Annotated in this window: 25 protein-coding genes; 12 read left to right on the top strand and 13 right to left on the bottom strand. The window is 57.5% G+C overall.

Going from position 1 to position 25,742, the window contains the following annotated elements:
- Position 1 precedes the first annotated feature (1 nt).
- On the bottom strand, positions 2-370 hold the full coding sequence (locus ZBT109_RS13205) for a hypothetical protein (RefSeq protein ID WP_027704311.1): 369 nt from the start codon (positions 368-370) through the stop codon (positions 2-4).
- A 458-nt stretch (positions 371-828) separates the two neighbouring features.
- Between ZBT109_RS13205 and ZBT109_RS13200 the strand changes: the two genes are divergently transcribed.
- On the top strand, positions 829-1,338 hold the full coding sequence (locus ZBT109_RS13200; RefSeq protein ID WP_084261685.1) for a C40 family peptidase: 510 nt from the start codon (positions 829-831) through the stop codon (positions 1,336-1,338).
- Positions 1,339-1,419: 81 nt separating this feature from the next.
- On the opposite strand, the gene ZBT109_RS13195 is transcribed toward ZBT109_RS13200, so the two are convergent.
- Positions 1,420-2,646 (bottom strand): pyridoxal phosphate-dependent aminotransferase, encoded by a 1,227-nt coding sequence (locus ZBT109_RS13195; RefSeq protein WP_324603170.1) that lies wholly within the window; start codon positions 2,644-2,646, stop codon positions 1,420-1,422.
- A 98-nt stretch (positions 2,647-2,744) separates the two neighbouring features.
- Complete coding sequence (locus ZBT109_RS13915; RefSeq protein WP_156934020.1) at positions 2,745-2,945, bottom strand: hypothetical protein; 201 nt, start codon at positions 2,943-2,945, stop codon at positions 2,745-2,747.
- A gap of 643 nt (positions 2,946-3,588) precedes the next feature.
- Here ZBT109_RS13915 and ZBT109_RS13190 point away from each other — a divergent pair.
- The 10 genes from ZBT109_RS13190 to ZBT109_RS13140 all read left to right on the top strand — a co-directional run bounded on the left by ZBT109_RS13190 (position 3,589) and on the right by ZBT109_RS13140 (position 14,321).
- On the top strand, positions 3,589-4,593 hold the full coding sequence (locus tag ZBT109_RS13190; protein WP_027704309.1) for an isocitrate dehydrogenase: 1,005 nt from the start codon (positions 3,589-3,591) through the stop codon (positions 4,591-4,593).
- 36 nt (positions 4,594-4,629) lie between these two features.
- The gene (locus ZBT109_RS13185; protein WP_051523613.1) at positions 4,630-5,229 is read left to right on the top strand and encodes an HAD family hydrolase; all 600 of its coding nucleotides are present in this window, start codon (positions 4,630-4,632) and stop codon (positions 5,227-5,229) included.
- Positions 5,230-5,372: 143 nt separating this feature from the next.
- On the top strand, positions 5,373-5,807 hold the full coding sequence (aroQ, locus tag ZBT109_RS13180; protein WP_027704308.1) for a type II 3-dehydroquinate dehydratase: 435 nt from the start codon (positions 5,373-5,375) through the stop codon (positions 5,805-5,807).
- Between the two features lie 201 nt (positions 5,808-6,008).
- On the top strand, positions 6,009-6,821 hold the full coding sequence (locus ZBT109_RS13175) for a hypothetical protein (RefSeq protein ID WP_120185392.1): 813 nt from the start codon (positions 6,009-6,011) through the stop codon (positions 6,819-6,821).
- Positions 6,822-6,939: 118 nt separating this feature from the next.
- On the top strand, positions 6,940-7,587 hold the full coding sequence (locus tag ZBT109_RS13170; protein ID WP_232012852.1) for a YitT family protein: 648 nt from the start codon (positions 6,940-6,942) through the stop codon (positions 7,585-7,587).
- A 123-nt stretch (positions 7,588-7,710) separates the two neighbouring features.
- A complete protein-coding gene (locus ZBT109_RS13165) occupies positions 7,711-9,090 on the top strand; it encodes an MFS transporter (protein ID WP_051523612.1) in 1,380 nt (459 codons plus the stop codon).
- Positions 9,087-11,756, top strand: a complete 2,670-nt coding sequence (locus ZBT109_RS13160) for an ATP-binding protein (RefSeq protein ID WP_027704305.1) — start codon at positions 9,087-9,089, stop codon at positions 11,754-11,756. The genes ZBT109_RS13165 and ZBT109_RS13160 overlap by 4 nt, the downstream gene beginning before the upstream one ends.
- Positions 11,737-12,462, top strand: coding sequence for a response regulator (locus tag ZBT109_RS13155; protein WP_027704304.1), 726 nt, complete (start codon positions 11,737-11,739; stop codon positions 12,460-12,462). Before ZBT109_RS13160 ends, ZBT109_RS13155 begins: the two co-directional genes overlap by 20 nt.
- Before the next feature lie 115 nt (positions 12,463-12,577).
- On the top strand, positions 12,578-13,363 hold the full coding sequence (locus ZBT109_RS13150) for a phytochelatin synthase family protein (RefSeq protein ID WP_197714352.1): 786 nt from the start codon (positions 12,578-12,580) through the stop codon (positions 13,361-13,363).
- A 187-nt stretch (positions 13,364-13,550) separates the two neighbouring features.
- The gene (locus tag ZBT109_RS13140) at positions 13,551-14,321 is read left to right on the top strand and encodes an alpha/beta fold hydrolase (protein ID WP_038277513.1); all 771 of its coding nucleotides are present in this window, start codon (positions 13,551-13,553) and stop codon (positions 14,319-14,321) included.
- Positions 14,322-14,362: 41 nt separating this feature from the next.
- Here the strand turns inward: ZBT109_RS13140 and ZBT109_RS13135 are convergent, their stop codons facing one another.
- From ZBT109_RS13135 to ZBT109_RS13115, 5 genes are all read right to left on the bottom strand, one after another.
- Positions 14,363-15,169 (bottom strand): nucleotidyltransferase domain-containing protein, encoded by an 807-nt coding sequence (locus ZBT109_RS13135; RefSeq protein ID WP_232012851.1) that lies wholly within the window; start codon positions 15,167-15,169, stop codon positions 14,363-14,365.
- An 81-nt stretch (positions 15,170-15,250) separates the two neighbouring features.
- Complete coding sequence (gene darG, locus ZBT109_RS13130) at positions 15,251-15,706, bottom strand: type II toxin-antitoxin system antitoxin DNA ADP-ribosyl glycohydrolase DarG (RefSeq protein WP_051523611.1); 456 nt, start codon at positions 15,704-15,706, stop codon at positions 15,251-15,253.
- 121 nt (positions 15,707-15,827) lie between these two features.
- A complete protein-coding gene (locus ZBT109_RS13125) occupies positions 15,828-17,003 on the bottom strand; it encodes an MFS transporter (protein WP_027704301.1) in 1,176 nt (391 codons plus the stop codon).
- Positions 17,004-17,176: 173 nt separating this feature from the next.
- The gene (locus ZBT109_RS13120; RefSeq protein ID WP_197714351.1) at positions 17,177-18,139 is read right to left on the bottom strand and encodes an alpha/beta hydrolase; all 963 of its coding nucleotides are present in this window, start codon (positions 18,137-18,139) and stop codon (positions 17,177-17,179) included.
- Between the two features lie 128 nt (positions 18,140-18,267).
- A complete protein-coding gene (locus ZBT109_RS13115) occupies positions 18,268-19,320 on the bottom strand; it encodes an NAD(P)-dependent alcohol dehydrogenase (RefSeq protein ID WP_027704299.1) in 1,053 nt (350 codons plus the stop codon).
- A gap of 195 nt (positions 19,321-19,515) precedes the next feature.
- Here ZBT109_RS13115 and ZBT109_RS13110 point away from each other — a divergent pair, with 195 nt between their 5' ends.
- Entirely contained in the window at positions 19,516-20,403 is an 888-nt protein-coding gene (locus ZBT109_RS13110; RefSeq protein WP_027704298.1) for a LysR family transcriptional regulator, read from the top strand.
- Positions 20,404-20,445: 42 nt separating this feature from the next.
- On the opposite strand, the gene mnmE is transcribed toward ZBT109_RS13110, so the two are convergent.
- The 5 genes from mnmE to ZBT109_RS13085 form a co-directional block, all read right to left on the bottom strand.
- A complete protein-coding gene (gene mnmE / locus ZBT109_RS13105) occupies positions 20,446-21,822 on the bottom strand; it encodes a tRNA uridine-5-carboxymethylaminomethyl(34) synthesis GTPase MnmE (RefSeq protein WP_027704297.1) in 1,377 nt (458 codons plus the stop codon).
- 138 nt (positions 21,823-21,960) lie between these two features.
- Complete coding sequence (gene yidC / locus ZBT109_RS13100) at positions 21,961-23,592, bottom strand: membrane protein insertase YidC (protein ID WP_027704296.1); 1,632 nt, start codon at positions 23,590-23,592, stop codon at positions 21,961-21,963.
- 143 nt (positions 23,593-23,735) lie between these two features.
- Positions 23,736-24,131 (bottom strand): ribonuclease P protein component, encoded by a 396-nt coding sequence (rnpA, locus tag ZBT109_RS13095; RefSeq protein WP_084261683.1) that lies wholly within the window; start codon positions 24,129-24,131, stop codon positions 23,736-23,738.
- A gap of 11 nt (positions 24,132-24,142) precedes the next feature.
- The gene (gene rpmH / locus ZBT109_RS13090) at positions 24,143-24,277 is read right to left on the bottom strand and encodes a 50S ribosomal protein L34 (RefSeq protein ID WP_027704294.1); all 135 of its coding nucleotides are present in this window, start codon (positions 24,275-24,277) and stop codon (positions 24,143-24,145) included.
- A gap of 234 nt (positions 24,278-24,511) precedes the next feature.
- Positions 24,512-25,675 (bottom strand): phosphoglycerate kinase, encoded by a 1,164-nt coding sequence (locus tag ZBT109_RS13085; RefSeq protein ID WP_027704293.1) that lies wholly within the window; start codon positions 25,673-25,675, stop codon positions 24,512-24,514.
- Positions 25,676-25,742: the final 67 nt, after the last annotated feature.

The raw sequence follows: 25,742 nt of genomic DNA, 5'->3' as shown, positions 1-25,742 counted from the left end.
CTTATTCGCCAGTCGCTTCGTTGATGCGGTCAGTGGCCTGCTGTTTCTGTTCTTTGATGGTGTCGCCTGCTTTCTGCTTGGTTTCGGACGCTTTGTCCTGCGCTTTCTGCGCTACACCGCTTTTGTTGCCTGTGTTGGTTTTGGACTGCACTTTGCGGCGTGCATCGTGGGATGTTTTGGTTGCAGATTCTTTAGCGCTATCGGCTTTCTTCTGAGCGGCTTCTTTGGTGTGGTTCGCTTTCTGCTGCAGCGTGGTAGCTGTGTCAGTAGCGCCAGCAGTGGTCGGTTCTGCTGCCAGAGCGACGGAAGAGAAACCCAGAGCGCTGATGATTGCCAGGGTGCTGCCGATGCGACGAGAAACTGAAGACATAGTGATGCTCCTTGCTTTCTTTTGATGCGAAAGGATACCCCGCCTGCTGGTCGCTATCGTATTGCGCCATCAGGAAGATGTGTTCATCTGCTAGTGGTGTCCCACTGTAGGCTGAGACTCGGTTGTGTAGGGGGAGTTCACTTAAGATCCGCTTCAGTTTCATGTGTTCATATTTTTTCCTTATTTTTGCCGGTGGCATGACTGGGCACGCAGACTGACTGGTGGGCCTTCATGTTGAAGGCTAATTCGCTGTTTATGAACACTTTTATTTGTGGGAGAGAGTAGCGCTATCGGGGGCGTGAAACGGGCGCTGGCAGCTATACGCTATACATACGCTAACAGAGCACTTTGGCCGATCAATGAGTCAGGGGACAATCGTCGTTGACACGGGTCTCTATCATTGAAGAGACGCTGCGACGGGTCTGACGAGCTATGCTTTCACACTGGGAATACCGTGGATGAACGAGATAAGCGGCAGAGAGAGGAAGGCTATGGCGGCACTGGGGCGTTGGATAGTGATGATGAGCATGCTGCTGCTGATGGCAGGGTGCGCAACGACGGCATCGCGTGCACCGCTCAAGGTGACCGACGGCCCAGTTGATGGGCGACGCCAGAAGGTCATTGCCACGGCTCAGCGCAGCGTTGGGGTGCCCTACAAGCTAGGGGGAACGTCGATCAACGACGGCGTCGATTGCAGCGGCCTTGCCCTTCTTGCCTATCGTCAGGCAGGCGTAGCGCTGCCGCGCAGCAGTAACCAGCAGTACCACTTCCTTCCCAAAGCGCGTGTTGCTCAACCGGGCGATCTGCTGTTCTTCGGCAGCAAGGGCCAGGCTTGGCATGTTGGGCTGTACGTGGGCAACAACACCATGATCCATGCGCCTGGAAAAGGGCGGAAGGTGCAAAAGACATCACTAGACGTCGCCTACTGGAAATCGCACTACCTCGGTGCGGGGCGATTAGCGCCCTGACCCCCATATCTTCATATTCCCACTGCCTTGCAGTGCGAAAGCGTTCGGTCAGGGACAGGGCGCTGTAGCCCTACTGCGCTATCAGGCGTCGTCCGACGTCTGCTGCTGCGAACTCTTCAGGCGGGCATGCCGCTGACGGTAGCGGGCCAAAAAGTCGGCGATGCGCCCGATGGCTTCGCGCAGATCGGATTCGTAAGGTAAGAACACGATGCGGAAGTGATCCGGATCGGGCCAGTTGAAGCCGGTCCCCTGCACGAGCATGACATGCGTCTCTTCCAGCAGTTCTAGGAAGAACTGTCGGTCGTCGGCGATGGGGTATACCTCAGGATCGAGGCGCGGGAACATGTATAGCGCCGCGGCTGGCTTGACGCAGCTCACGCCAGGAATCGCATTGATCAGTTCATAGGCCAGATCGCGCTGACGGCGCAGTCTGCCACCTTCCTTGACCAGCTCTTCGATACTCTGGGTGCCGCCTAGCGCTGTCTGGATTGCCCACTGCCCCGGCACATTGGCACACAGCTTCATATTGGCGAGCATGTTCAAGCCTTCGATGTAGTCCTTGGCCGCCTGCTTATTCCCAGACACGATCAGCCAGCCCGCGCGGTAGCCGCAGGCGCGGTAGCTTTTCGACAGCGAGTTGAAAGTGAGGGTCAGTACGTCGGTGGACAGGCTGGCGAGTGCCGTATGCTTTGCACCTTCATACAGGATCTTGTCGTAGACTTCGTCAGCAAGAATGACCAGTTCATACTCGCGTGCGATCTGAATGATCCCTTCCAGCACGCTGTCAGGGTAGATGGCCCCCGTCGGGTTGTTAGGGTTGATCACAACGATCCCTTTGGTGCGGGGTGTGATCTTGCTGCGGATATCGTCCAGATCGGGTATCCACCCTTCGGCCTCGTTGCACCGATAGTGCACTGGCTCGCCCCCTGACAGGCTGGTGACGGCGGTCCACAGCGGATAGTCCGGGGCTGGGATGAGCAGTTCATCGCCGTTGTCGAGCAGGGCATTGGTGGCCATTGCGATCAGCTCGGAGGCACCGTTCCCCAGATAGACGTCGTCCATCGTGACATTGGCGATACCCTGGGTCTGCGAGTAGTGGACGACAGCCTTCCTTGCTGAAAAATTGCCCTTGCTATCCGAGTAGCCTGACGACTGGGGAAGGTTGCGGATCATATCCTGCTGCACTTCCTCTGGGGCGTCGAAGCCAAAGACCGCTAGGTTGCCAATGTTGAGTTTGATGATCTTGTGACCGTCATCTTCCAGCTGCTTGGCTTTGTCCATGATCGGACCACGGATGTCGTAAAGCACGTGGTTCAATTTGTTTGACTTCGTGATGGCTCTCAATGCCTTCTCCTTGTTCGCTGATGAACCCTTTCCCCGCGTGCGCCTAACGTTGGCCATCTTCATCACTGTCGCGCTGTCGGGGGGCATGACAGCGGGCGGAGCGTGGTCTCAAGCAGCGCTTTCAGCGGCGAGCGCTCCTGTCCGGACAGTGCCTTCAGTGGTTGGGGCAGGCACGGCGACGCTACGATACCCAGTCGCTCTGCCATGGTTGCAGTGACGCGCAGGCTCCCGTAACGCTGGAACAATTCCCATAGTGGTGCCAAAGGCGCGTCGAGGCGACCGATTTCGTTCCTATCATCGTCTCGGGCTGCCTGATCGTACCTGTGCTTGTCATTAAATGATCATAAGGTTGCTGGCCTGTGGTCTCAATGTCGTTACCAGCAGTGCTGTGTATAAGAACATGAATTCAATAGCATGCTGATGGGAAATATAGGTGCCTATGCCGTTCAGTAAGCCACATCGACAATACTGGTTTGCGTTAAGGGGGGAAGAACGGTTGGCTCGGCGACTGACCGTCCATCGGGCGACTGGCCGAAAAAAGTACCGTCGGCTTGGTTCGAGCGGATGAAGATTCCTGTTGCTTGAAAGCATGGGGGATAAGGGGGCTTGTGGCGCAGCTCCGTTGATTTTGCAGCCTGTTAGGCAGATAAAGGGGAGCGGTGGGTGGGCTTAAGTGTGATTCTCCACCGCCTAGATTAGGGTTAGGCTGACGTGTCGCAAGACGCAACGTGATGGCTGTGGCCGCCTATTCTTTCGCACGGACGAAAGCGATGGCGAACGGCCTAGCGCAATAACAACAGTGCAATAACGACAGCAGGAAAGGCACCGTGCTTCGCGACCGTGTCTTTCGCAACGATCGACTGCCCCGTGCCCAGCGTGCGGGACGAATGACAGGATTCAATAACAATGACAGATAGAATTGCAGTTATTCGCGGTGATGGTATCGGCCCTGAAATCATGGAGGCTACGTTGCATGTACTGGACGTGCTGAAAGCCGATCTTGAGTATGAGTTCGTCGAGGCAGGGATGAGCGCTTATGAAAAGACCGGTGAGCTGCTGCCGCAGGCCACGCTGGATACGATCGCGCGGCTACGCGTGGCGCTCAAGAGTCCACTGATGACGCCGATTGGCGGTGGCTTCTCTTCCATCAATGTGGCGCTGCGTCGTCACTTCGATCTTTATGCCAATGTGCGCCCAGCCATTAGCTTTCCCAATACGCAGGCCCGCTATAGCGATCTGGACCTGATCGTGGTGCGCGAGAATACCGAAGGGGCCTATCGCAGTGAAGGGCAGACGCTGTCCGACGACGGTGAAGAAGCCCACGGTGATATCTGTGTTACCCGTAAGGGCAGCGAACGCATTGCGCGCTATGCGTATGACATGGCGAAGAGCACCGGGCGCCGTAAGGTCACCATCGTGCACAAGGCCAATATCATCAAACAGGCCTCCGGGCTGTTTCTTGAGACAGCACGGCGGGTGGCCGCTGAGTATCCTGAGATCGAGACCAACGAGCTGATCGTCGATAACACCTGTATGCAGCTGGTCATGAAGCCCGAGCAGTTCGATGTCATCGTGACCACCAACCTGTTCGGCGATATCCTGTCCGATCTGTGTGCGGGTCTGGTCGGTGGGCTGGGCATGGCACCGGGGGCCAACATTGGCCAACGCGAGGCTATCTTCGAAGCTGTGCACGGCTCTGCGCCGGATATCGCGGGTCAGGGCAAGGCCAACCCCTGTGCGTTGATGCTGGGAGCCGCCCAGATGCTTGATCACCTTGGCAAGACCAATAAGGCCGCTACGCTGCGTCGGGCGATCCGTGAAACGCTCGAAGCGCGCGATCATCTGACCCCTGATTTGGGGGGCAAGGGCACCACGATGTCCTTCGCGGAGGCCGTCGCGCGTCGCTGCTGAGCGACACCGCTTTCTTTCCTGACTTCGGAGTGACAGATGTCCCGACTGACAGCTCGACATTGGGTCTTCGACATGGATGGCACCTTGACGCGGGCTATCCACGATTTCGACCTGATGCGGCGCACGATGAGCGTCCCGGCAGGAATCGATATCCTCGATTACCTGAATGCCCTGCCTCGCGATGAGGCGGAGCGCCATTTCCAGTGGCTGCGCCAGTACGAGTACGAATTGGCCGAGCAGGCCCAGCCCGCAGAGGGCATCCACGACCTGCTGTCGCAGTTGCTGGAGCAGGGCGTCACGCTGGGACTGCTGACCCGCAACATGGCACCCCTGGCGCGCCTGACGCTGGAGCGTGCCGGACTTTCCGGCTTTTTCCCCGATGAAACGTTGCTGGGGCGAGACGATGCCGAGCCGAAGCCCGATCCCGATGGCCTGAACCGTCTGGCCTCGCAGTGGCAGGTTGCTCCGTCGTCGCTGGTGATGGTCGGCGACAGCATTATCGACGTGATGACCGGGCGCGCTGCGGGGGCCTATACGGTCCTGATGCACTCTGATGACGAAGAAGCGCAGGCGCTGGCGGATCTGAGTGTCACTACGGCGGATGCACTGATCGCACGGTTGGGTCGTCGCGCATGATGGCGACCGCTTAGCGCATGCTCTGGCAGGTAGGATGGCGCTGGCACTGTCCGTTTCGGGCGGTGCCAGTCGCTTTTCTGCAGGATGATTTCGATACGTGGGCGCTTGAACCGCGCCTGATTCATAAACGACAAGGACCCTCAATGAACAGCATTCTCGTCCTCAACGGCCCCAACCTGAACCTGCTGGGCAAGCGCGAGCCGCATATCTACGGCCACGAAACGCTGGCTGATGTCGAACAGAGCGTCATCGCTCACGCGGCAGGGCGCGCAACGGTGGTCTGTCAGCAGTCCAACCATGAAGGCACGCTGGTTGATCTGATCCAAGACGCACGCGGCCAGTTCGACGGCATCATTATCAATGCTGGAGCTTATACCCATACGTCGGTCGCCATTCTTGATGCGCTGAATGCGTTCGAAGGAAAGGTAGTCGAGCTGCATATCTCTAACGTCCATCGCCGCGAAGCATTTCGTCACCATTCCTACTTGTCAGTGCGCGCTGACGCTGTAGTCGCTGGTATGGGGACATTCGGCTATCTGGCATCGCTTGATTATCTATTAAAGGTACTCGGCGACTAGCCGATAGGGTCAGGGCAAGGATTAATCGGCATTATCAGCGAAGATCGCGTCATTATCTGGTGATTTGTCAGCATCTTTTCTGTTATTTCAGCCGGTTGCGCCTTACAGAAATCTTATGGCCACTGCCGTGGCCATCTAGTCTGACTGCGCCCTCCCGATGTCCGCCCGTCCGGAAGAGGGCTGAACACGAGTGCCCTAGCCATGCGTCTATCTTTTTGCCTTGTCCCTGTTACGATCGCGGCCATGCTGGCCGGCTGTGCGCAGTCGTCGCTGGTCGATAACGTTGCTTCCTCCAACAAGCGTCTCGACCCGTGGCTGCCGCCGCTGCCTACGCCCGTACCGAGCTTCCGTGCTAATGACTGGGCGATCCAGCCTCAGCCAGCCGCTCCTGTTGCACAGCGTGTGCAGCCTGCGCCGGTAGCGGCTCCCGTTGCTGCGCCGGTTGTTGTACCGCCTCCCGCTGCGCCTGTTGCTGTGGCTGCTTTGACCTCTGAACCGGTCAAGTGGATGCGTCAGGCCAACAACTGCGAGAACAACGAGCGCTGTGCCGAAGTCAGTGTCGAATACCCACGCTTCCCGCAGGATCAAGAGCTGACCGGTGCGATTGAACGTCAGCTGGGAGCTGTTCTGACCGGCTTGACCCAGCCGCAGCTGATCCAGCCCGCTGTCTCTAGCGCTAGCTATACCGTTGAAGCCAGCGTTGAACGCTACCTGACCGACTCCTACTCCGAAGGGTTCGTCGAGCTGTCCGCCGATGTACTGCGTGCCGATGCTCAAGTGGCTGTGCTGTCCGTCAATGGCACACTGCACCGTGCTGCTCGTGATGTGAGCGAAACCCAGTACCTGCTGTTCGACCGTACCCAGAAACGTCTGGTCGATCCGTCTGAGCTGGCTCAGTCCGGCACGCTGTCGCATCATGTTGCACAGCTTCTGCGCGATGGCGCACCCAGCGAGAACCTGAGCCGTGCTGCCGGTGCCCTGCTGAGCGAAGATGCCATTGCGGGTGGCGAATAAGGGCTGAACGGCTTCATCCAAGTGCATGCTGGACGAGGCGAGCAGGCTGAGAGGCATAGTCCCTGCATGATGGCAGGGGTATGCTGTGGATCCCTGTTCAAATCAAGAGGATATTGCCATGATGGATATGTCTGACCCGCGGCCTCGCCACCATCCTCTCGAGGATGCGCTGGCGCTGGTCATTGGTATCCTGTTGATCTCCTTTGGCGTGCAGTGTTACCTGTTCCAGCATTTCCTGACCGGTAGCACGGCAGGCATGGCCTTTCTGATCAGCTACGTCTCTTCGTGGTCGTTTGGTTCCTGTTTCTTCATCATCAACCTGCCTTTCTATGTGCTGTCGTTCATGAGAATGGGGTGGCGGTTCACTGTGCGCACCTTCATTGCCGTGGCGATGCTGTCCTGCGTGTCGAATGTGCTGTCCGGTAAGCTCACGCTGTTCGGTCATCACATGGAACCGTTGCAGGGCATGCAGATGCACCCGCTCTACGCCAGCGTGATGGGTGGGTTGTTGATGGGCGTCGGCTTTCTGATCCTGTTCCGGCATGGGTTCAGCCTCGGGGGCATCAACATTCTGGCGCTGTTTTGTCAGAAGCAGTTCGGCATTCGCGCCGGGTTGCTCCAGATGATTATCGACCTGTGCTTGATGGCCGTCGCGTTCACGCTGTTGCCGTGGGATGCCGTGCTGTATTCCGTGATTGGGGCTGTGCTGCTCAACCTGGTACTGCTGATGAACTTCAGTAACAAGCGGTATATTGCATTCAGCTAAACGTATTCTTGTCATCATGATGCTATCAAAGGCGCCTTCAGGCGCCTTTTTTGTCTCTGGCCTGTGCGAACGATACGCGTGGTAGCATGCGTAATACCCCCCTTTATGGACCAGGAGCGTTTCATGTCACATGCCGTGCCCCAGAGAGAGGAAGATCCCGCTTTATCGTCGCAGCAGCGAGGCGCGCTGATTGCTGTGGCGATCGGACTGTCCATGATTACGCTGGACGGCAGTGCACTGAATCAGGCGCTGCCCGCCATTCAACGAGAGTTGATGGCCACCTCGACTCAGCTGCAATGGATCGTGACGGCCTACACGCTGCCGCTGGCGGGCTTGCTGTTGCTGGCAGGTGTGCTCGGGGACCGTTGGGGGCAGGGGCGACTGTTCACCGGTGCGCTACTGGGGTTTGCCGCAACATCGCTGTGGTGTGCGCTGGGGCAGTCATCGGGGGCACTAATTGCCGCGCGCACTGCACAGGGTATTGCCGCCGCTGGCATTCTACCCATGACGCTGTCGCTGATGGGGCAGCTCTTTCCCGAACGCGCTGCCCGCATTCAGGCCGTCAATACCATCTCCATCGTGGCGTCCGTTGCGATGGTGCTTGGACCGTTCATGGGCGGCGTGCTGACCCAGCTAGTCGGGTGGCGTTCGATTTTCTGGCTGAACGTGCCGGTCGGTCTGTTCGGTGCGTGGCTGGCATTCCGTCATCTGCCGCATTTCCCACCGCATCGGCGGCCCATGGATCTGGCGGGCACGCTGGTCGCGATGCTGTCGCTGTGTGTTTTCATCGGTGGCCTGATCGAGAGCAGCTCGCTGCCGTGGTTGCATCCCCGTGTACTGGGAGCACTGGTGCTGGGTGTGCTGGGGGCGGTTGTATTCGTCATGATTGAACGGCGCGTGCACCATCCGATGCTGCCGCTGACGATCTTTCGCCACGGCCTATTTACTGCCGCCTCGCTGAGCGGCATGGCGTTTCAGTTCGCGGGGTACGGCATTCTGTTTCTGGTAGCGCTGTTTTCGCAGAAGGCATGGCATATGAATGCGCTGGACGCCAGTCTGCTGGCGTTCCCCTTTACACTGATGCTGGTGATTGTGTCGCTGTGGGTGAACCCGCGCTTACATCTGAGTGCGCGGGGACGCATGCTGATCGGTAGCAGCATTGCCCTGTGCGGCAGTCTGCTGATGGCGTTTCTGAGTGGCCGCGATAGCTGGCCGCTGATCGTCATCGGTCTGACCCTGATGGGCGGTGGGCTGATGCTGTATTCGCCAACCCTTAACGTGGTCGCAACCTCCTGCCAGGACAAAGCCTTCGGTGGAGGGTTGGCCTCCGGTATCTACCATACGTCTCGACAGATCGGTATGGCGTTCGGGATGGCACTGCTGGGCGGGCTGGGCACTATTAGCGGCGAGTGGGCGATCTGGGGCGCGCGCGCAGGCATGCTGCTGATTTCTCTGGCTTCCTTTATTGTGCTGTTGTTGGCTTGGCGCTGGATAAAGACATGACGGGACAGCGTGACATGAGCGTGCGAACGGGACGATTGACGGTTTTGCTGGGGGCCGCGCCGGGCGTGGGAAAGACGCATGCGATGTTGACCCGTGCGCACGAGCTGCTGCACCGAAACGCCGATGTCGTAGTGGCGGCCGTCAATACGCATGGCAGCAAGGCGCTGGAGGAACTGCTGGCCGCACTGCCGCACCATGAGCGTGAGGGTTGGGATACGACCGAGCTGGACCTGGATGGCATTCTGGCACGGCGTCCTGAAATAGCGCTGGTCGATGACCTTGCTCACCGCAACCCTATCGGCTCGCGCCACGAACACCGCTGGCAGGATATCGAAGAGCTGCTGGATGCCGGTATCGACGTACTGACCACCGTCAATGTGCACCATCTGGAAAGCCTTAATGACGTGGTCGAGCAGATCACGGGCATACGCATCAGCGATACGGTGCCTGATGCACTGTTCGACCGCCTGCACGATATTCGCCTCGTTGATCTGCCTGCGCGTGAATTGATCGAGCGTCTGAGTCAGGGCAAGGTCAGTTTGCCCGAGCCGAATGCCTCGCAGGTGCGGGCTTTCTTCAAGCCGTCTCATCTGATGGCGCTGCGTGAGCTGGCGATGCAGACCGTGGCCGAGCATGTGGATGCCGACCTGCGTGAGCGCCGCAGCGAGGCTAAGGCCAGCAGTGCCATTCAGCGCCATGTGATGGTTGCCATCGACGGGCGGGGGCAGTCGGACTATCTGGTGCGTGCGGGCTGCCGCATTGCCGAACGGCGCGGTGTACCGTGGTCGGTGGTGACCGTGAAGTCGGCAGCAGAAAGCACCTACAAAGGCACGCGCCGTCGTTTCCAGTGGCATCGACGGGCCCGGCAGGCGCGCCAGCTCGAAATCGACCGTGCTTTTGCGCTAGCCCGCAGTCTGGGGGGCAGCACGACGGTGCTGCACGGTGCCGATATTGCAGCGACATTGCTGAACGCCGCGGATGCGCGTAATGCCCGTACCATCGTGATTGGCCGTACGCGCCGCCGCCCTCTGGCGAAGCTGCTGACCCGTAGCCTGACGCAACAGCTGCTGCTGCATGGTGCACGCTATGAACTGACCATTGCTAGCCTACCTCGGGGGCGCGAAGAACCGCGTCCCTTGCCGCCATCGATGCCGCCGCGCTGGACGCTGCGTGAGCCTGCGCTGTTGATTGGTGGCACGCTGGCAGCCGTTGTTGCTGCGTTGGCTGGCGAACATCTGCTCAACCTAGCCGACATCTCGATGGTCTTCATTCTGGCCGTGCTGCTGGTCGCCTCGCGCACGCGCATGGCCGTGGCGCTGATGATGGCGCTAGTGTGCTTTCTGGCCTACAACTTCCTGTCGATTGAACCGCGTGCCACGTTCTATATCGGTAGCCCTCGTGGCATCACGACCGTCGCGATGTTTTTGGCTACGGCCCTGATCGCAGGACGGCTAGCGTCGCGGCTGCGTTCTCAGGTGGTGGCACTGCACGCGGCCAATGCGCACGCGGTTGCCATGCAGTTGCTGGGGCGTCAGCTGGCGCAGGCCGCCGATCTGGGACAGGTTATCTCGGCCAGTGCGCAGGTGTTGCAAGGCACGCTCAAGGTCGAGGTTTGGATGTCGATCGGTGAGGAGCGCTATCCGCCGGGGCCTGATGACCCTTTAAGTGCGCGCGGTCGAGAGGCTGCTGAATGGACGCGCCAGCACGGCCAGCCCAGCGGGCGCTTCACCGATACACTGGCGCAGAGCCGCTGGTGGTGCCTGCCCGTGGCTTCCGATCGAACGGTACTGGGGGTCATCGCACTGAAATTTCCCGACAAGGTGCGTTCGCTGACGTTTGAGCAGCGTCGTCTTGCGGAAGGGATGGTGATGGACATCGGCCAGGCCGCACTGCGCACGCGGCTGGTTGAAGACCTAGAAGCTGCGCGCGTCAGTTCCGAGACTGAACGACTGCGCGCTGCGCTGCTATCATCGGTCTCACACGACCTGCGTTCCCCTTTGTCGTCCATGATCGGTGCCTCGGACAGCCTGCTGCATTATGGGTACGCGATGAACGACGATGACCGTACTAGCCTGCTTGAAACGATCAAGATCGAAGGCGAACGGTTGGATCGCTATATCCAGAACCTGCTGGACATGACACGCCTCGGGCAGCCAGGGCTGACCTTGACGTGGGACTGGATCGGGATTGACGAATTGATTGGTTCAGCCGTGCGACGTCTGAACCGCTATGTGCCGCATGCGCGTGTGGCGATCCAGATGCCTGAGCGCTTGCCGCCCGTGCAGGTGCATCTTGCGCTGCTGGAGCAGGCGATCTTCAACGTGATGGAGAACGCGGCCAAGTTCTCGCCCAACGCTCCGATCGACGTGCAGGTCTCGCGGACCGAGCAGGACTGGCTGCGGATCGACGTTTCTGATGCGGGCCCCGGTATTCCTGCCCATGAGCGTCATCGTGTCTTCGACATGTTCTACAGCGTCGAACGAGGGGACCGTGGTCATCACGGTACGGGATTGGGGCTGACCATCGTACAGGGCATCATCAAGGCCCACGATGGGCAGGTCGAAGCGCTGCCGGGGCCACAAGGCACCGGTACTACGATAAGAGTGGAGTTGCCGTGGCGAGCATCGACGCGGCAGGAGGAGGCCCATGTCGAAGAGCATTCATGACCCTTCACTGACGTTACCCCCCGCCCGGATTCTGGTCATCGACGATGAACCGCAAATACGGCGTTTTCTCGACATCAGTCTGCGTGCACAGGGGTATCAGACCTTGCTGGCTGCCACGGGGGAAGAAGGGCAGCGATGCCTAGTGGAAGAGGGAGCCGATCTGGTCATTTTAGATCTGGGGCTGCCCGATCAGGACGGCCGCGACGTGCTGAAAGCGATCCGGCTGTGGTCGGATGTCACCATCATCGTGCTGACCGTTCGCGCCGATGAGCACCAGAAGGTGGCGCTGCTGGATACAGGGGCCAACGATTACGTGACCAAGCCGTTCGGTATCGAAGAACTGATGGCCCGTATCCGTGCCTTCCTGCGCAATCGCAGCCAACCCGAAGATCTTCAGCAGCCCCTGTATGACGACGGTCATTTGCGCATTGACCTGATGCGCCACGAAGTGGCGCTAAACGATGAGCCGGTCGCCCTCACCCCGAAGGAGTTCGCACTGCTGGCCTTTCTGGTACGCCAGCCAGGCGGCATCGTGACCCAGACCCAGCTGCTGCGCGAGATATGGGGACCGACGCATCAAGATGACGCCCACTACCTGCGCATACTGGTGAATAAGCTCAGAAGTAAACTGTGCGACAACGCCTCGTCACCGCGGTATATCATTACCGAACCCGGGGTTGGGCTACGCTTCCTTCCTCAGCGTTGATAATGACGCTGCTGATGGGTGCGGGCATGATGTCTGACCGCGGGTTCTGCACGCAGAGATGACCCACCTTTTTAGCTTTCAACGGCCATTACGATACTCGAATAAAGGAGCCGCTATGTCTTGGATGACCAGAACAACGACCGCGTTCACTGCCTCACTGATGCTGCTGACGGGCACGGCGTGGGCCACGCCGCTGGACTGGGCTACCCCTGAAGGGGTCAATCGCCTGAGCCAGTCCACCAATAAGCAGGACTTGTTCACCCTTGCGCCGCAGTTCGAAGGCCAAGTCAATAAAGTGGACTGCGGCGTTGCCAGTGCGGTGATCGTGCTGAACGCCCTGCGTGCCGGCAAGGACGGCGCGAACATTCCGCTCGACACCTCTGTGATCACGCCGGAGGAGCAACAGTATCTGCCGCACAAGGAAGGTTGGAGCCCGTTCTGGAACCGCTATACGCAGAACGTCGTGCTGGATCACCTGCCCAAGCCTCGACAGGAAATCTTCGGTAAACCGTCCACTGAAGGCGGCCCCTCGCACTACGGCCTTGGACTGGCTGAGGAAGTGGCTCTGTTGAAACACTTCCAGCTTGATGCCCAGCCGTACTACGTCAGCTCGCTGACGGGTGAAGCCAGAACTAAGGCCAAGCAGGCCCTGATCGACGCACTGGCGGCTCCCGACACCTTCGTGATCGCCAATATCTACCGCCCGGCACTGGGCCAGAAAGGGGGTGGCCACTTCTCACCGCTGGGCGCATATGACGCCAGAAGTGACTCGTTCTTGATGATGGATGTCTCGAACACCACCTTTACGTGGGTCTGGGTCGATAGCGACGAACTGTTGAAATCGCTGAATACCGTTGATGGCGATAGCGGCATGTATCGCGGATTTGTCGTGGTGAAATGAGCGCAGGATAGGGAAGGCGCACTCATGCCTTCCCTTGCGGGCCTCCGAGATTTGACCGCGCTAGGCAGGCCAATACAGCCTTTTCAACGGTACAAGCCTCTTGGTTGCCGTATCCGTTTGATCATAGTGTTCGACCAGTGCGCGTACGACGTTGTTTGACGTTTTCCCTTCATATGGACAAATGACCATGGCCTTTACCCATCAGGACGGTGCCTTTCACGATGCTGCACATGGGGCACAGCTCTACTACGAGCAGAAGGGCAATCCTCAAGGGTTTCCTCTGCTGTTTCTGCATGGTGGCACCTGTGACATGAGTTCTTTCAATGCCATGGTTGAGGTATTGGGCGAACGCTATCGTTGTATCGGGCTGGACACCCGTGGCCACGGACGCTCTACGCTGGGCAGTGCGCCGCTGTCCTATGCTTTGCTTCAGCAGGATGTCGAATCACTTCTAGCGGCGCTAGGTATTACATCGTGTCATGTCATCGGCCATAGCGATGGCGGCATTGTGGCGCTGCGCATGGCCGTTGCCCGTGCGTGTCTGTTGAACAGAATCGTTGTTATCGGGACGCACTGGACGATTGCAGAGGATACGGCTGTCGCTGAGCTGTATGCCGATGTGTCGCCTGAATTCTGGCGCCAGCACCTTCCTCAATTGGTCGATCAGTATGAGCGGCTTAACCGTGAGCCGGACTTCGATCGGTTACTGTCGCATCTGAGCGCCATGTGGCTTGACGACAGTGGCGACGGTTATCCTGGCAACCGCGTGCAAGGTATCAACGAAGAGGTGCTGGTCGTACGCGGTGACGACGATCCCTTGGTATCGCTGGCGCATACGGCGGCTTTGGTGGACCAGCTTAAAGAGGATCACTTCTTGAACGTCCCTTTCTGCGGGCACTCTGTTCATGAAGAAGCCCCCGAGCTGGTCACTCAGGTAGTCAGCGAGTTTTTAGCATAAGGTCTCGCGCTTTAGAGGCACTGCGTTGATCAATGCCTCGCTTATCGGGGCTTGGACTGCGCCATCACCGTCTCGAACAACAGTTGATCCAATGCCGCTGTTTCCGTATAAGCGGCTGGGTCAATATCCGTACGCATGGCGGCGGCATCAAGCTCGCGGGCAATGAACGCATGCAGTTGTTCGCAGCAGGGGGCGTAGTGACTCTCACCCGCCTGCTGCTTGGTGTCGAGCAGGGCTTCCAGCTCGCTGTATGCCGCAGCAGGCAGGGTCGATCCCGCCAGCAGCTTGCCGAACGGCATGGGGGGAATGCCTTTCCCCTCATCTATCCACTTCACGGCCAGTAATGGGCGCAATACGTAGAAGTATTTCTTCAGCCGGATGCTATCGCCCTGCAAGTGCTCCTTGAAGTTGCGTTGCGCCATCGACAGGTAGTGGTAGCGCGCCTTCAGTGGCGAGAAGAACTGTGGCAGTGTCTGGCGAAGCCGATTCATCCACAGGGTGTCTTCACGGTAGATGATCGGGGAATCTTGCCACTCAATCAGCGTTGGGTTGGCACGCTTCAGTAGCCCCAGCGCCTTGCGCCATTCCCAGCCGCTAATATCCAATTCATCGCTGATCGGACGTTCGATCACATCGCGCTGCGGCTCGACTTTCAGATACCACTCCGGCCGGTGCACATACAGAAAGCGCACATCGTAATCGCTGTCGGGAGAAGCAAACCCCCAGCCGCGGCTGCCTGATTCACAGGCAAACAGCACTTTGACATCGTGCTCGCGTTCGATGCTATCGAGCGTCTCGTTGACGCGCTGGCGCATGGTGTCATCGACACCGTGAATGTTCAGTTTCATGGTTTCCCCCCTGCAGGTAAGCGCGCTTTCTTCACGCTTTATCGTTGACACGAATGATAAATACGGGTGATAGCAACGCTTTTATTCAAATGGCTCATAAATATGAATATCGACCGCCTCCAGTCTTTGCAGCTGTAGTTCGATTAACGCTTTCACTTCATCCCAAGGCAATCCCCCATTGCCTGCACCTAATGCAGGAATAGCGATCGACTGGATGTGATGTTGCTCGATCACGCGTTTAAGATCGGTCAGCCCTTCCTCAATCCATGCCATTTGGGACTTGCCGCGCCAGTGGCGCTTGGTCGGGAAGTTAATGATCCACTGTGGGCCAGATTCGGCATGTGTTGCCGTAATGAACATTCTGCCCGGCTCTAGCTCGCCTGCTTTGCACGCTTTGGCATAGGCCTCCATGTTGTCGGGAAAGCATTGCTTGAAGGCTAGAGCGATGCCTTTACCCATCACGCCGACCGTGTTGACGGCGTTGACCAGTGCATTGACGTTAGCCTCCAGTAGATTGCCTTGGGTGTAAGTGATCATGAAAGCCCTCATCTCTCGTGAAAAGTTCGCCATTATACAAGCGAGTCGAAGTGGCTCTGCCCATAAATACACAGAAGCCGCTTTCCCTAAGGAGAAAGCGGCTTGAGCAGCTCAGTAAAGATCACACGCTATGGCGGAGGCTGATCCGGTAGGTAATGAAAGCCAGCAGTGCTGCCATGAGCAGCAGCAGGGCGCTGGCTGAAAACGTCGCTGAGTAACCGTGGCTGTCGAACAGCAGGCCTCCAAGCGTTGCGCCCAGTGTGATGGCCAGTTGGATGATAGCAACGATCAGTCCTCCCCCTGCTTCGGCATCGTCTGGCAGGGATTCCGCAAGCCATGTCCACCAAGCCACCGGTGCAGAGGTAGCGATCAGTCCCCATACGGCCAGCAAAATAGCGGTCATGAACAGTGAATAGCCCACCGCGATAAGTGCAAGAGCGATGATGGCCATTAGTGCAGGAATCACTATCAGTGTGCGATAAGGCCCACGCTTGATGAACATGCCGATCAATGTGGTACCGATGAAGCCCGATACGCCCACGACCAATAGCATAAGTGACAGCATCGTTGGTCCTGTATGCGTGATGGTCTCAAGAAACGGGCGCAGATAGGTGAACAGCGTGAACTGCCCCATAAAAAAGAACGTGATTGCCAGCATGCCGACAGCAATCAATGGGCGTTTCAGCAAGCCAAAAACGTTCTTCGTTGCCGCTCTTTGTACGGGCAGTGACGGCAAGCTTATCCACAGCCATGTGAAGGCAATGATCGTCACGGGAACGATACAGAAGAATGCACCGCGCCAGCCAATGACGGCACCTAGAAAGCTGCCCAGTGGTGCTGCAATTACGGTAGCCAGCGCGTTTCCGCCATTCAGAATTGCTAGGGCTTTCGGTACGCTTTCCTTCGGTACGAGACGCATAGCCGTAGCCGCTGACATCGACCAGAACCCCCCGATGGCAATCCCGATTAATGCTCGCCCGACCATAAATACGATGTAACTGGGCGCAAACGTTACCACTAGCCCCGAAGCAATCATGATCAGCGTGAGCCCCAGTAACACTAATTTTCGATCTACTCGGCCGGCTAAGTATGAAATGAACAGACTGGTGAACAGTGCGAAAGCACCAGAGATAGAAATCGCCTGCCCTGCGCTTCCTTCAGAAATATGCAGGTTGGCGGCAATGGGCGTCAGCAGGCTGACAGGCATGAATTCCGATGCGATCAACGCAAAGGCGCATAGCGTCATGCCAAATACAGCGCTCCATGAATGCTGACGTGATGAAGAAGAATTCGTCATTTAGCGGATCTCGAACATCTGGATGAGTAATGCGGAGTTGAGGGAATGCAGTGCTAGTTCAAGGCTGCATGCCTCTTTTCAGTCTTTGCAGGAAAAAATCCGAGCTCAGGGCTGACAGACCTAGAGCTCGGCACAGGGGTAAATCGATATGGTAGTAATGTTTAGAGAAGGTATTACAGGTTCTTTTTGAAGAACTGAGTCAGTTTGTCGAAGGGAATCAGGTCCGTGCGATCGTAGAGGTCGACATGGCCTGCTCCGGGAACAACCACCAGCTCTTTGGGTTCGCCTGCACGCTGATAAGCGTCTTCGCTGAATTCGCGTGAGTGGGCTTCAGCGCCTGTAATGAACAGCATCGGTCGTGGCGAAATCGTCTCGATATCGTTGAACGGATAGAAGTTCATGAACTTGGCATTACTGGTCAACGTCGGGTGGGTCGTCAGCGCTGGAGAAGACCCCTTCGGCGTAAACTCACCGCGCGGCGTGCGATAGAAATCATAGAACTCGCGCTGGATCGCCGGCGTGTCCGCAGTCAGCTCGTGCACTGTGCCACCGGTGTAGGCCGTCTTGCCGCCAGTGAACTCGACATAGCGTTGTTCGGCAGCGGCGGCGATAGCCTGCTTGCGCTGCTCAAGTGTCTGGCCGTGGCGCAGCCCGTTGCGGTTGGCCGCTCCCATGTCATACATGCTGACTGTCGCGATTGCTTTCATACGTGGATCGATCTTAGCAGCACTGATGACGAAACTGCCGCTGCCACAGATACCCAAAGCACCGATGTGGTTCCGATCCACGAAATTGCGGGTGCCGAGGTAGTCCACGGCAGCACTGAAGTCTTCAGCGTACATATCTGGAAGCACAGCGTTGCGCGGCTGGCCTTCGCTTTCACCCCAGAACGACAGATCAATGGCGAGCGTGACGAAACCCTGTTCTGCCAGTTTGGTGGCATAGAGCGTCGAGCTTTGCTCCTTGACGGCGCCCATAGGATGGCCGATGACGATGGCCGGTGCCTTGGCGTTCTTGTTCAGCGCCTTGGGACGGATGAGATTGCCAGTGACCTTCATATGGTACTGGTTCTGGAAGGTCACTTTTTCCACTGTGACCTTATCGCTTTTGTAGAAATTATCTGCTCCATTCGACATGTCTGCCGCCTCCGCAAAGAGTGAGTGAAATGTCCCGATAAAAATGCCAAGCAGTAAGAACAATCTTTTCATAGGGCGATGCTCTGTATAGGGGTGAGGAGATAAGACTGCTACCTTCACCTAATCTGTTACGGAGTAGCTAGGCTAGCGTTGTCGATCACGAAGCGATATTTGACGTCGCCCTTGAGCATGCGCTCATACGCGTCATTGATATCCTCTGCACGGATCAGCTCGATGTCGGCAACGATGTTGTGCTGCGCACAGAAATCCAGCATCTCTTGTGTTTCGGGGATGCCGCCGATCATCGAGCCTGCAATGGCGCGGCGCTTGCCGATGAGGTTCATGACGGACGGTGACGGATGAGGAGAGGACGGCGCGCCGACCAGCGTCATTGTGCCATCGCGTTTGAGCAGCGTTACGAACGCGTCTAGATCATGAGGAGCCGCTACGGTGTTCACGATCAGATCAAAGCTCTTGGCGTGCGCCTGCATTTCCTCAGCGTTACGCGAGACTACGACCTCATCGGCTCCCAGCGCACGTGCTGCCTCACGCTTGGTATCGGAGGTAGTGAACGCTACGACGTGCGCACCCATCGCATGGGCCAATTTGATGCCCATATGGCCAAGACCACCAATACCGACAATGCCGACCTTCTTGCCCGGGCCTGCCTGCCAGTGGCGCAGTGGTGAATAGGTCGTGATGCCAGCACACAGCAGCGGTGCAACAGCAGCCAGATGTTCCTCGGCGTGGTTGATGCGCAGCACATAGTGTTCATGAACGACGATCGTTTGGGAGTAGCCCCCCAGCGTCCAGCCTGGCTCGTCCTGTGTCGGGAAGTTGTAGGTGCCGATCATGCCGTCGCAGTAGTTTTCCAGCCCGTCATCGCACTCTTCGCAGTGCCGACAGCTGTCGACAATGCAGCCGACACCGACCAGATCGCCTACCTTGAAGCCAGAGACGCTCGCGCCCAGTGCGGAGATACGGCCAACGATTTCATGGCCCGGAACACAAGGGAAATGTGTGCCAGCCCATTCTGCGCGTACCTGATGCAGGTCCGAATGGCAGACACCGCAGTATGCGATGTCTATCTGTACATCGTCTTTACCAGGCGTGCGACGGGTGATTTTAAGCGGCTCAAGCGGTTTGTCACCGGCATAAGCGCCATAAGCATTTATATGCATGATATTGCTCCCATACGCTGAAATAATTCCACTAGAACTTTTAAATATGAGTGTTAAATATGCTAGATTATTGCAATGGATAAGAATGAATATGAATATTTAATGCTGATATTAATCAGCCTAGCAGAGTTTATAAAAAGAGACATCTTAATTCAGTTGTAAGTTGTACTAATCAATCCAAGGAAAATGAAGTTGATGACCAGACATAACCTGAATGACCTCTGGGTTTTCATATCCGTGGCCAGAGAAGGCAACTTCACGCGAGCGGCTGCTCGGCTGGGGGTTTCACCGTCGGCTGTCAGTCAGGCGATCGCAGGGTTAGAAGAGCGCCTTAAGATCAGGCTGTTGACGCGTAACACGCGCAGTGTCTCGCTGACGTCAGCGGGGCAGATACTCTTCGAATCCGTACTTGATCCGCTAGAAACGGTATCGAACAAGCTGGACGAACTGGCAGAGCTGCGCGAGCGTCCCGCGGGTACTGTGCGCATTACATGTGGCGACTTTGTACTACAGGATTTATTACTGCCTAAACTGGCGCCGGTACTTAAGCAATACCCTGATATAAAAATTGAGTTCGATATAAACTATGGATTGCGGGATATTGTTGCTGACCGTTTCGATGCGGGTGTGAGATTTAATGAAACCGTTGAGAAAGATATGATTGCCATACCTATCGGCGCGGAACAGCGAATGGCTGCCGTTGCTTCACCTGATTATATTCGCCAGCATTCTGTACCTATAACACCACGCGATCTTGTTCATCATAACTGCATTAATATAAGAATGCCGACATATGAAAAATTATATGCGTGGGAGTTTGAAAAGGAAGGCAAGAAGCTAAATATTCACGTGGATGGACAGCTTATCTTCAATACTTCGACGCATATCGTGGCTGCTGCGGTCAGTGGGTTGGGAATCGCTTTTCTGCCCGAAGAAGAATTCTCACCCTATATCGAACAGGACAAATTGGTGAAGATGCTCGAAGACTGGTGCCCGCCGTTCCCCGGCTATCACTTGTACTACCCTAGCCGCCGACAGCCTTCGGCGGCCTTTTCCTTGGTCATCAATGCATTGAAGATATGACGCCCCCTGTATTGCATATGGTTTGAGGCGCCATCAAAGCATTTACTTTCCAATGCAGAAGCTTCCAAATATCTCGCCCAGCAAATCATCGGCGGTGAACTCGCCCGTGATCTCGCCCAGTGCCTGCTGTGCCGCGCGTAAATCTTCTGCCAGCAGTTCGCCTGCCATCGCGCCATGCAGCTGCGCTGCGCCGTTCTCCAGAGCTTCCTCGGCGCGTGCGAGTGCGTCCAGATGGCGACGGCGGGCGGAGAACAGTCCTTCGGCGGTGCTGTCCAGTCCCATCACGTCTTTGAGGTGCTGCTTCAAGTTATCCACACCGGCTTGCGTGGCGGCGGAAATACGAATCACCGGAGGGGTTGTGGATAAATCAGCATCCGTGCCTTCGCTGGTCAGGTCGACCTTGTTGCGCACTAGCGTCAAGCGGCTGGGGTCGGGCAGGCGCGAGACAAACTCGGGCCAGATTTTCATCGGCTCAAGCTCGGCAGTATCGCGGGCGTCGACCATCAGCAGCACGCGGTCGGCCTTTTCGATTTCACTCCATGCGCGCTGAACGCCGATCTGTTCGACGGCATCGGGGGTGTCGCGCAGTCCTGCGGTGTCGATCACGTGCAGCGGCATGCCATCAAGGTGGATGTGCTCGCGCAGTACGTCGCGGGTGGTGCCGGCGATATCGGTGACGATGGCGCTGTCGCGTTCGGTCAGTACGTTCAGCAGGCTTGATTTACCCGCGTTGGGGCGACCCGCGATGACAACGCTCATGCCATCGCGCATCAGGGCGCCCTGTGCGGCGGAGGCCTTCACGTTGGTGAGGTTGGCCTGTACGGCAGCTAGCTGGGCCGCCACTTCGCCATCAGCCAGAAAGTCGACTTCTTCTTCGGGGAAGTCGATCGCGGCTTCGACATAAGTGCGCAGGCCGATCAGTTCCTGTACCAGCGCGGTCACGCGCTTTGAGAACTCGCCTTGCAGTGAGCGCATCGCATTGCTGGCCGCTGCGCGCGAGCTGGCTTCGATCAGGTCGCTGATGGCTTCGGCCTGGGCCAGATCGAGTTTGTCGTTGAGGAAGGCGCGTTCGGAGAACTCGCCGGGATTGGCGAGCCGTGCGCCAAGGCGCAGGGTGCATTCAATCAACCAGTCCATGATGACCGGACCGCCGTGGCCTTGCAGTTCGAACACGTCTTCGCCTGTGAACGAATTAGGGCCGGGGAAGTACAGCGCGATGCCTTCATCCAGCACTTGCCCGTCATCGCTCAGAAACGGCGTGTGATGGGCGTGGCGGGGGCGGGGATAGAACCCCAGCATCTTTTCCGCGATCTCGCCTGCACGAGGCCCAGAGACGCGTACGATGCCGACGCCGCCGCGTCCCGGAGCTGTTGCCAGTGCGGTGATGGTGTCGTTGGACAAGTTGTCGAAGGCAGCCATGGAAGAAATCCCGTCGTGAAGCGAAGCGCTCGCCCGCAGTGGGCCAGCGCCAGAAATGAGTGAACATGTTGCCACAGACGACAACGGCCCCGCACGCGAATGCAGGGCCGAAGGTCTTCATGCTTGCAGTCGGTCAGATCAGAGCTTGCTCTCGATCTGCTTCGTGATGAAGTACTGCTGGGCAATCGACAACAGGTTGTTGGTGATCCAGTAGATGACCAGACCTGCCGGGAACCACAGGAAGAAGAAGGTAAAGATGACCGGCAGCATGCGCATCACCTTGGCCTGCATCGGGTCCGGCGGTGCTGGGTTCAGCATCTGTTGCAGGAACATGGAGATCCCCATGATGATCGGCAGGATGAAGTACGGGTCCTGTGCCGAAAGGTCATGGATCCACAGCATGAACGGTGCATGACGCAGTTCGATGGATTCGGAAAGCATCCAGTACAGCGCCAAGAAGACCGGCATCTGGATGACCATCGGGAGACACCCACCCAGCGGGTTGATCTTCTCTTTCTGGTAGAACTCCATCATCTTCTGGGACATCTGCTGACGCTCGTTGCCGTACTGTTCTTTGATGCGCGCCATTTCCGGACCGAGCTTACGCATCTTGGCCATGGAACGGTACGCTTTCGCAGACAGCGGCAGCAGGATCGCCTTGACCACGCAGGTCAGCAGCACGATGGACCAGCCCCAGTTGCCGATGACGCTGTGGATCTTGGTCAGCAGCCAGAACAGCGGAGAGGCGAGGAACCACAGCCAGCCGTAGTCGATGGTCTTCGACAGGTAAGGGGAGACCTTTTCGAGCTGTGCCTTCTCTTTCGGGCCCATGTAGATCTGGGCAGAAAGGTCGAGCTGCTGGCCCGCTTGGATGGTCGCATCCGGCGTTTCGTAGCTGACGTGAGCGCGTTGGCGAGAGTCCATCGACGCTTTGTAGGTCACGACGTCCTGCGCCTGCGGAACCAGTGCGGCCAAGAAGTAGTGCTGGCTCATAGCCGCCCAGCCTTCGGCTGACGTGATGCCGCCGAATTTGCCATCCTTGATGTTGCTCAGGCTGACTTTCTGCGCACGTGCATTAGGAGACGAGAAGATAGCACCCAGATAGGAGTGGATGCCGCCAATGCCTTTGCTGGAACTGGTCGGATCGGCACTCTGGTCGCGGATCAGCTCGTTGACGACGCGTGCATCGACCGCGTGGCTGTTCTGGTTGTTCAGCAGGATGTCCTGCTTCACGGCATAGTCACCACGAGTGAACGTGAAGCGCTTGATGACGTCTACGCCGTTGAGCGTGCCGTGCAGATCGACGACCAGCTGGTTCTGGCCATCTTCAAGGCGGTAGTCGGTGCGGTCGGCCGCGAGGGTCAGACGATACTGGCCATCAACGAAGACGTTCGACTGAGCCACGTAGTACATAGAGCTGCTTGTCGACATCAGCACGAACGGTTCTTCGCCATGCAGCTGGGCTTTCTGCTGCGGCAGAGCGGCGTACACGATAGCGCCGTCGTTCGGATTGATCCGAACGTTGAGAACGTCGGTGTTCACGCTGACGAGTGCTGACGAATTGGCCGCGCGGGCGTTATCGGCAGCAGGAAGTTCGGAGGCGGTCGCGGGGGCCTGTGTCACGTCGTCAGGCTGCTGGGCATCGCTCTGGGTGGCCGTCAGGACACTTTGAGGCGCCTGCGACTGGGGAGTGTCCTCGTTCCACTTGATGACGAGCAGGTACGCTACGATCGCCAGTGGAATGAGCAGGATGATGCGTTTCACGTCCATGAGGGAAAACTCGGTGGAATAGAGTGTCGTATCAACGTGATGCCTGACGTACAGGCACGAACGCCATGAGGGTTATCAAGACAGTCGCTGTTCCGGCGGCTTCCGCTGGGCACAACGCAAGAAAGCCCGTCGGCACCGGGCCGTCAGGCAGAAGTCTTGGCGTCGGCTGCGCGCTTCACGTCCTTTTCAAGACGTCGCCACATACCATGCAGTTGACGTGCGAGGGTCTGGCGATCCAGCTCGAGAACACCACGTCTAGACAGAACGACTATGTCGACCGCGGGCAGCCGATGCTGCTGCAGTCGAATTGACTCGCGCGTCAATCGCTTCAGCAGATTACGATCCACTGCGCGACGTGCATTCTTCTTGCTGAATACCAGACCGACGCGTACGTGCCCCACATCATTGGGGCAGGCCAGGGCCAGAAGACCCTTGCCGTGCACCTTGAAGCACGCACTGTCAAAGACATGGCGGTATTCGCGGCTGCTGAGAATACGCAGTTCACGCGGAAAACCGAAGGTCGGTGTCGAACCGCCCATGCCGATAATGATCAGGCGCTCAGGCGTTTGCGGCCTTTGGCACGACGACGTGCCAGAACCTGACGGCCACGCATGGTAGCCATGCGAGCACGGAAACCGTGGTTACGTTTGCGTTTCAGAACGCTGGGCTGGAAAGTACGTTTCATTGGATCGAATTCCTGTTGTAGAAGGATGTCGAGTCAGCTCGGCTTCCCTCAAACAGGGAATGACACGGGCTGTCAAGAGCGGCGATTTTAGAGAATCCCCGCCACAGGTGCAATTCCTGTTGTGTCATGGACACATCAAAATTATCACCTGCCGATGCAAGCTGCCCATCGGTAGAGCCGATGGGCAGCAGGGCAAGGGACCCCAAGCCAAGCTTGGAATCCCTTAGGCAGCAATTACTTGGCTGCGTCTTCCAGTGCTTTTACAGCTGGAAGAACTTTGCCTTCGACGTATTCAAGGAATGCGCCGCCGCCAGTAGAAATGTAAGACACTTGGTCTGCAATGCCGTATTTGTCGATAGCGGCCAGCGTGTCACCACCACCTGCGATGGAGAACGCTTTGCTTTCTGCAATCGCTTTGGACAGTGCTTTGGTACCTTCTGCGAACTGGTCGATTTCGAATACGCCGACCGGACCGTTCCACAGGATGGTGCCAGCGCTTTTCAGAGCGTCAGCGAAAGTAGCGGCCGTTTTCGGACCTACGTCCAGAATCAGGTCGTCATCAGCAACGTCGGCAACGTCTTTGACAGTTGCTTCGGCTTTGTCGGAGAACTCTTTGGCTACGACAACATCGACCGGTACCGGGATGTTGACTTTGCCCATCAGGTTCTTAGCAGCATCGACCAGATCAGCTTCGTACAGGGATTTGCCCACGTTGTGGCCAGCCGCTGCGATGAAGGTGTTGGCAATACCACCGCCGACGATGATGGCGTCGCATTTTTCGGACAGCGCGTTCAGCACTTCCAGTTTGGTGGATACTTTGGAACCACCAACGATAGCCACCATCGGGCGTTTCGGTTCAGCCAGCGCTTTGTGCAGAGCGTCCAGCTCGGATTCGAGCAGCGGACCTGCAACGGCTTCAGGCGCGAAACGAGCTACGCCATGAGTAGAAGCCTGGGCGCGGTGAGCGGTACCGAAAGCGTCCATGACGAAGATGTCACACTGGCTAGCGTATTTCTTGGCCAGCGCTTCATCGTCTTTTTTCTCGCCTTTGTTGAAGCGAACGTTTTCGAACAGGACGATGTCGCCATCGTTCAGTTCGACTTTCTTGTCGAGGTAGTCTTTTTCCAGACGAACCTGAACGCCGAGCAGTTCGCTCAGGCGGTTAGCAACCGGTGCCATGGAAGAAGCTTCATCCGGTTCGCCTTCAGTCGGGCGGCCCAGGTGGCTCATCAGCATCAGTTTGGCGCCAGCGTCGTGGGCCATTTTGATGGTTTTGAGGCTTGCGCGAATACGCGCGTCAGAAGTGACACGACCGTCTTTGACCGGAACGTTCAGGTCTTCACGGATCAGGACGCGTTTTCCTTTGAGGTCCAGCTCGGACATCTTGCGCACTGTCATGGCAATAGCTCCTGCATGTATGAGATTGGAAACAGCAAGGTTTTTCGGCAAGTCGCCGCAACTACTT

Source organism: Zymobacter palmae (assembly GCF_003610015.1).
GTDB lineage: Bacteria > Pseudomonadota > Gammaproteobacteria > Pseudomonadales > Halomonadaceae > Zymobacter > Zymobacter palmae.
The sequence above is the reverse complement of the archived record's forward strand: the minus strand, read 5'-3'. Positions and strand labels throughout refer to the sequence as shown.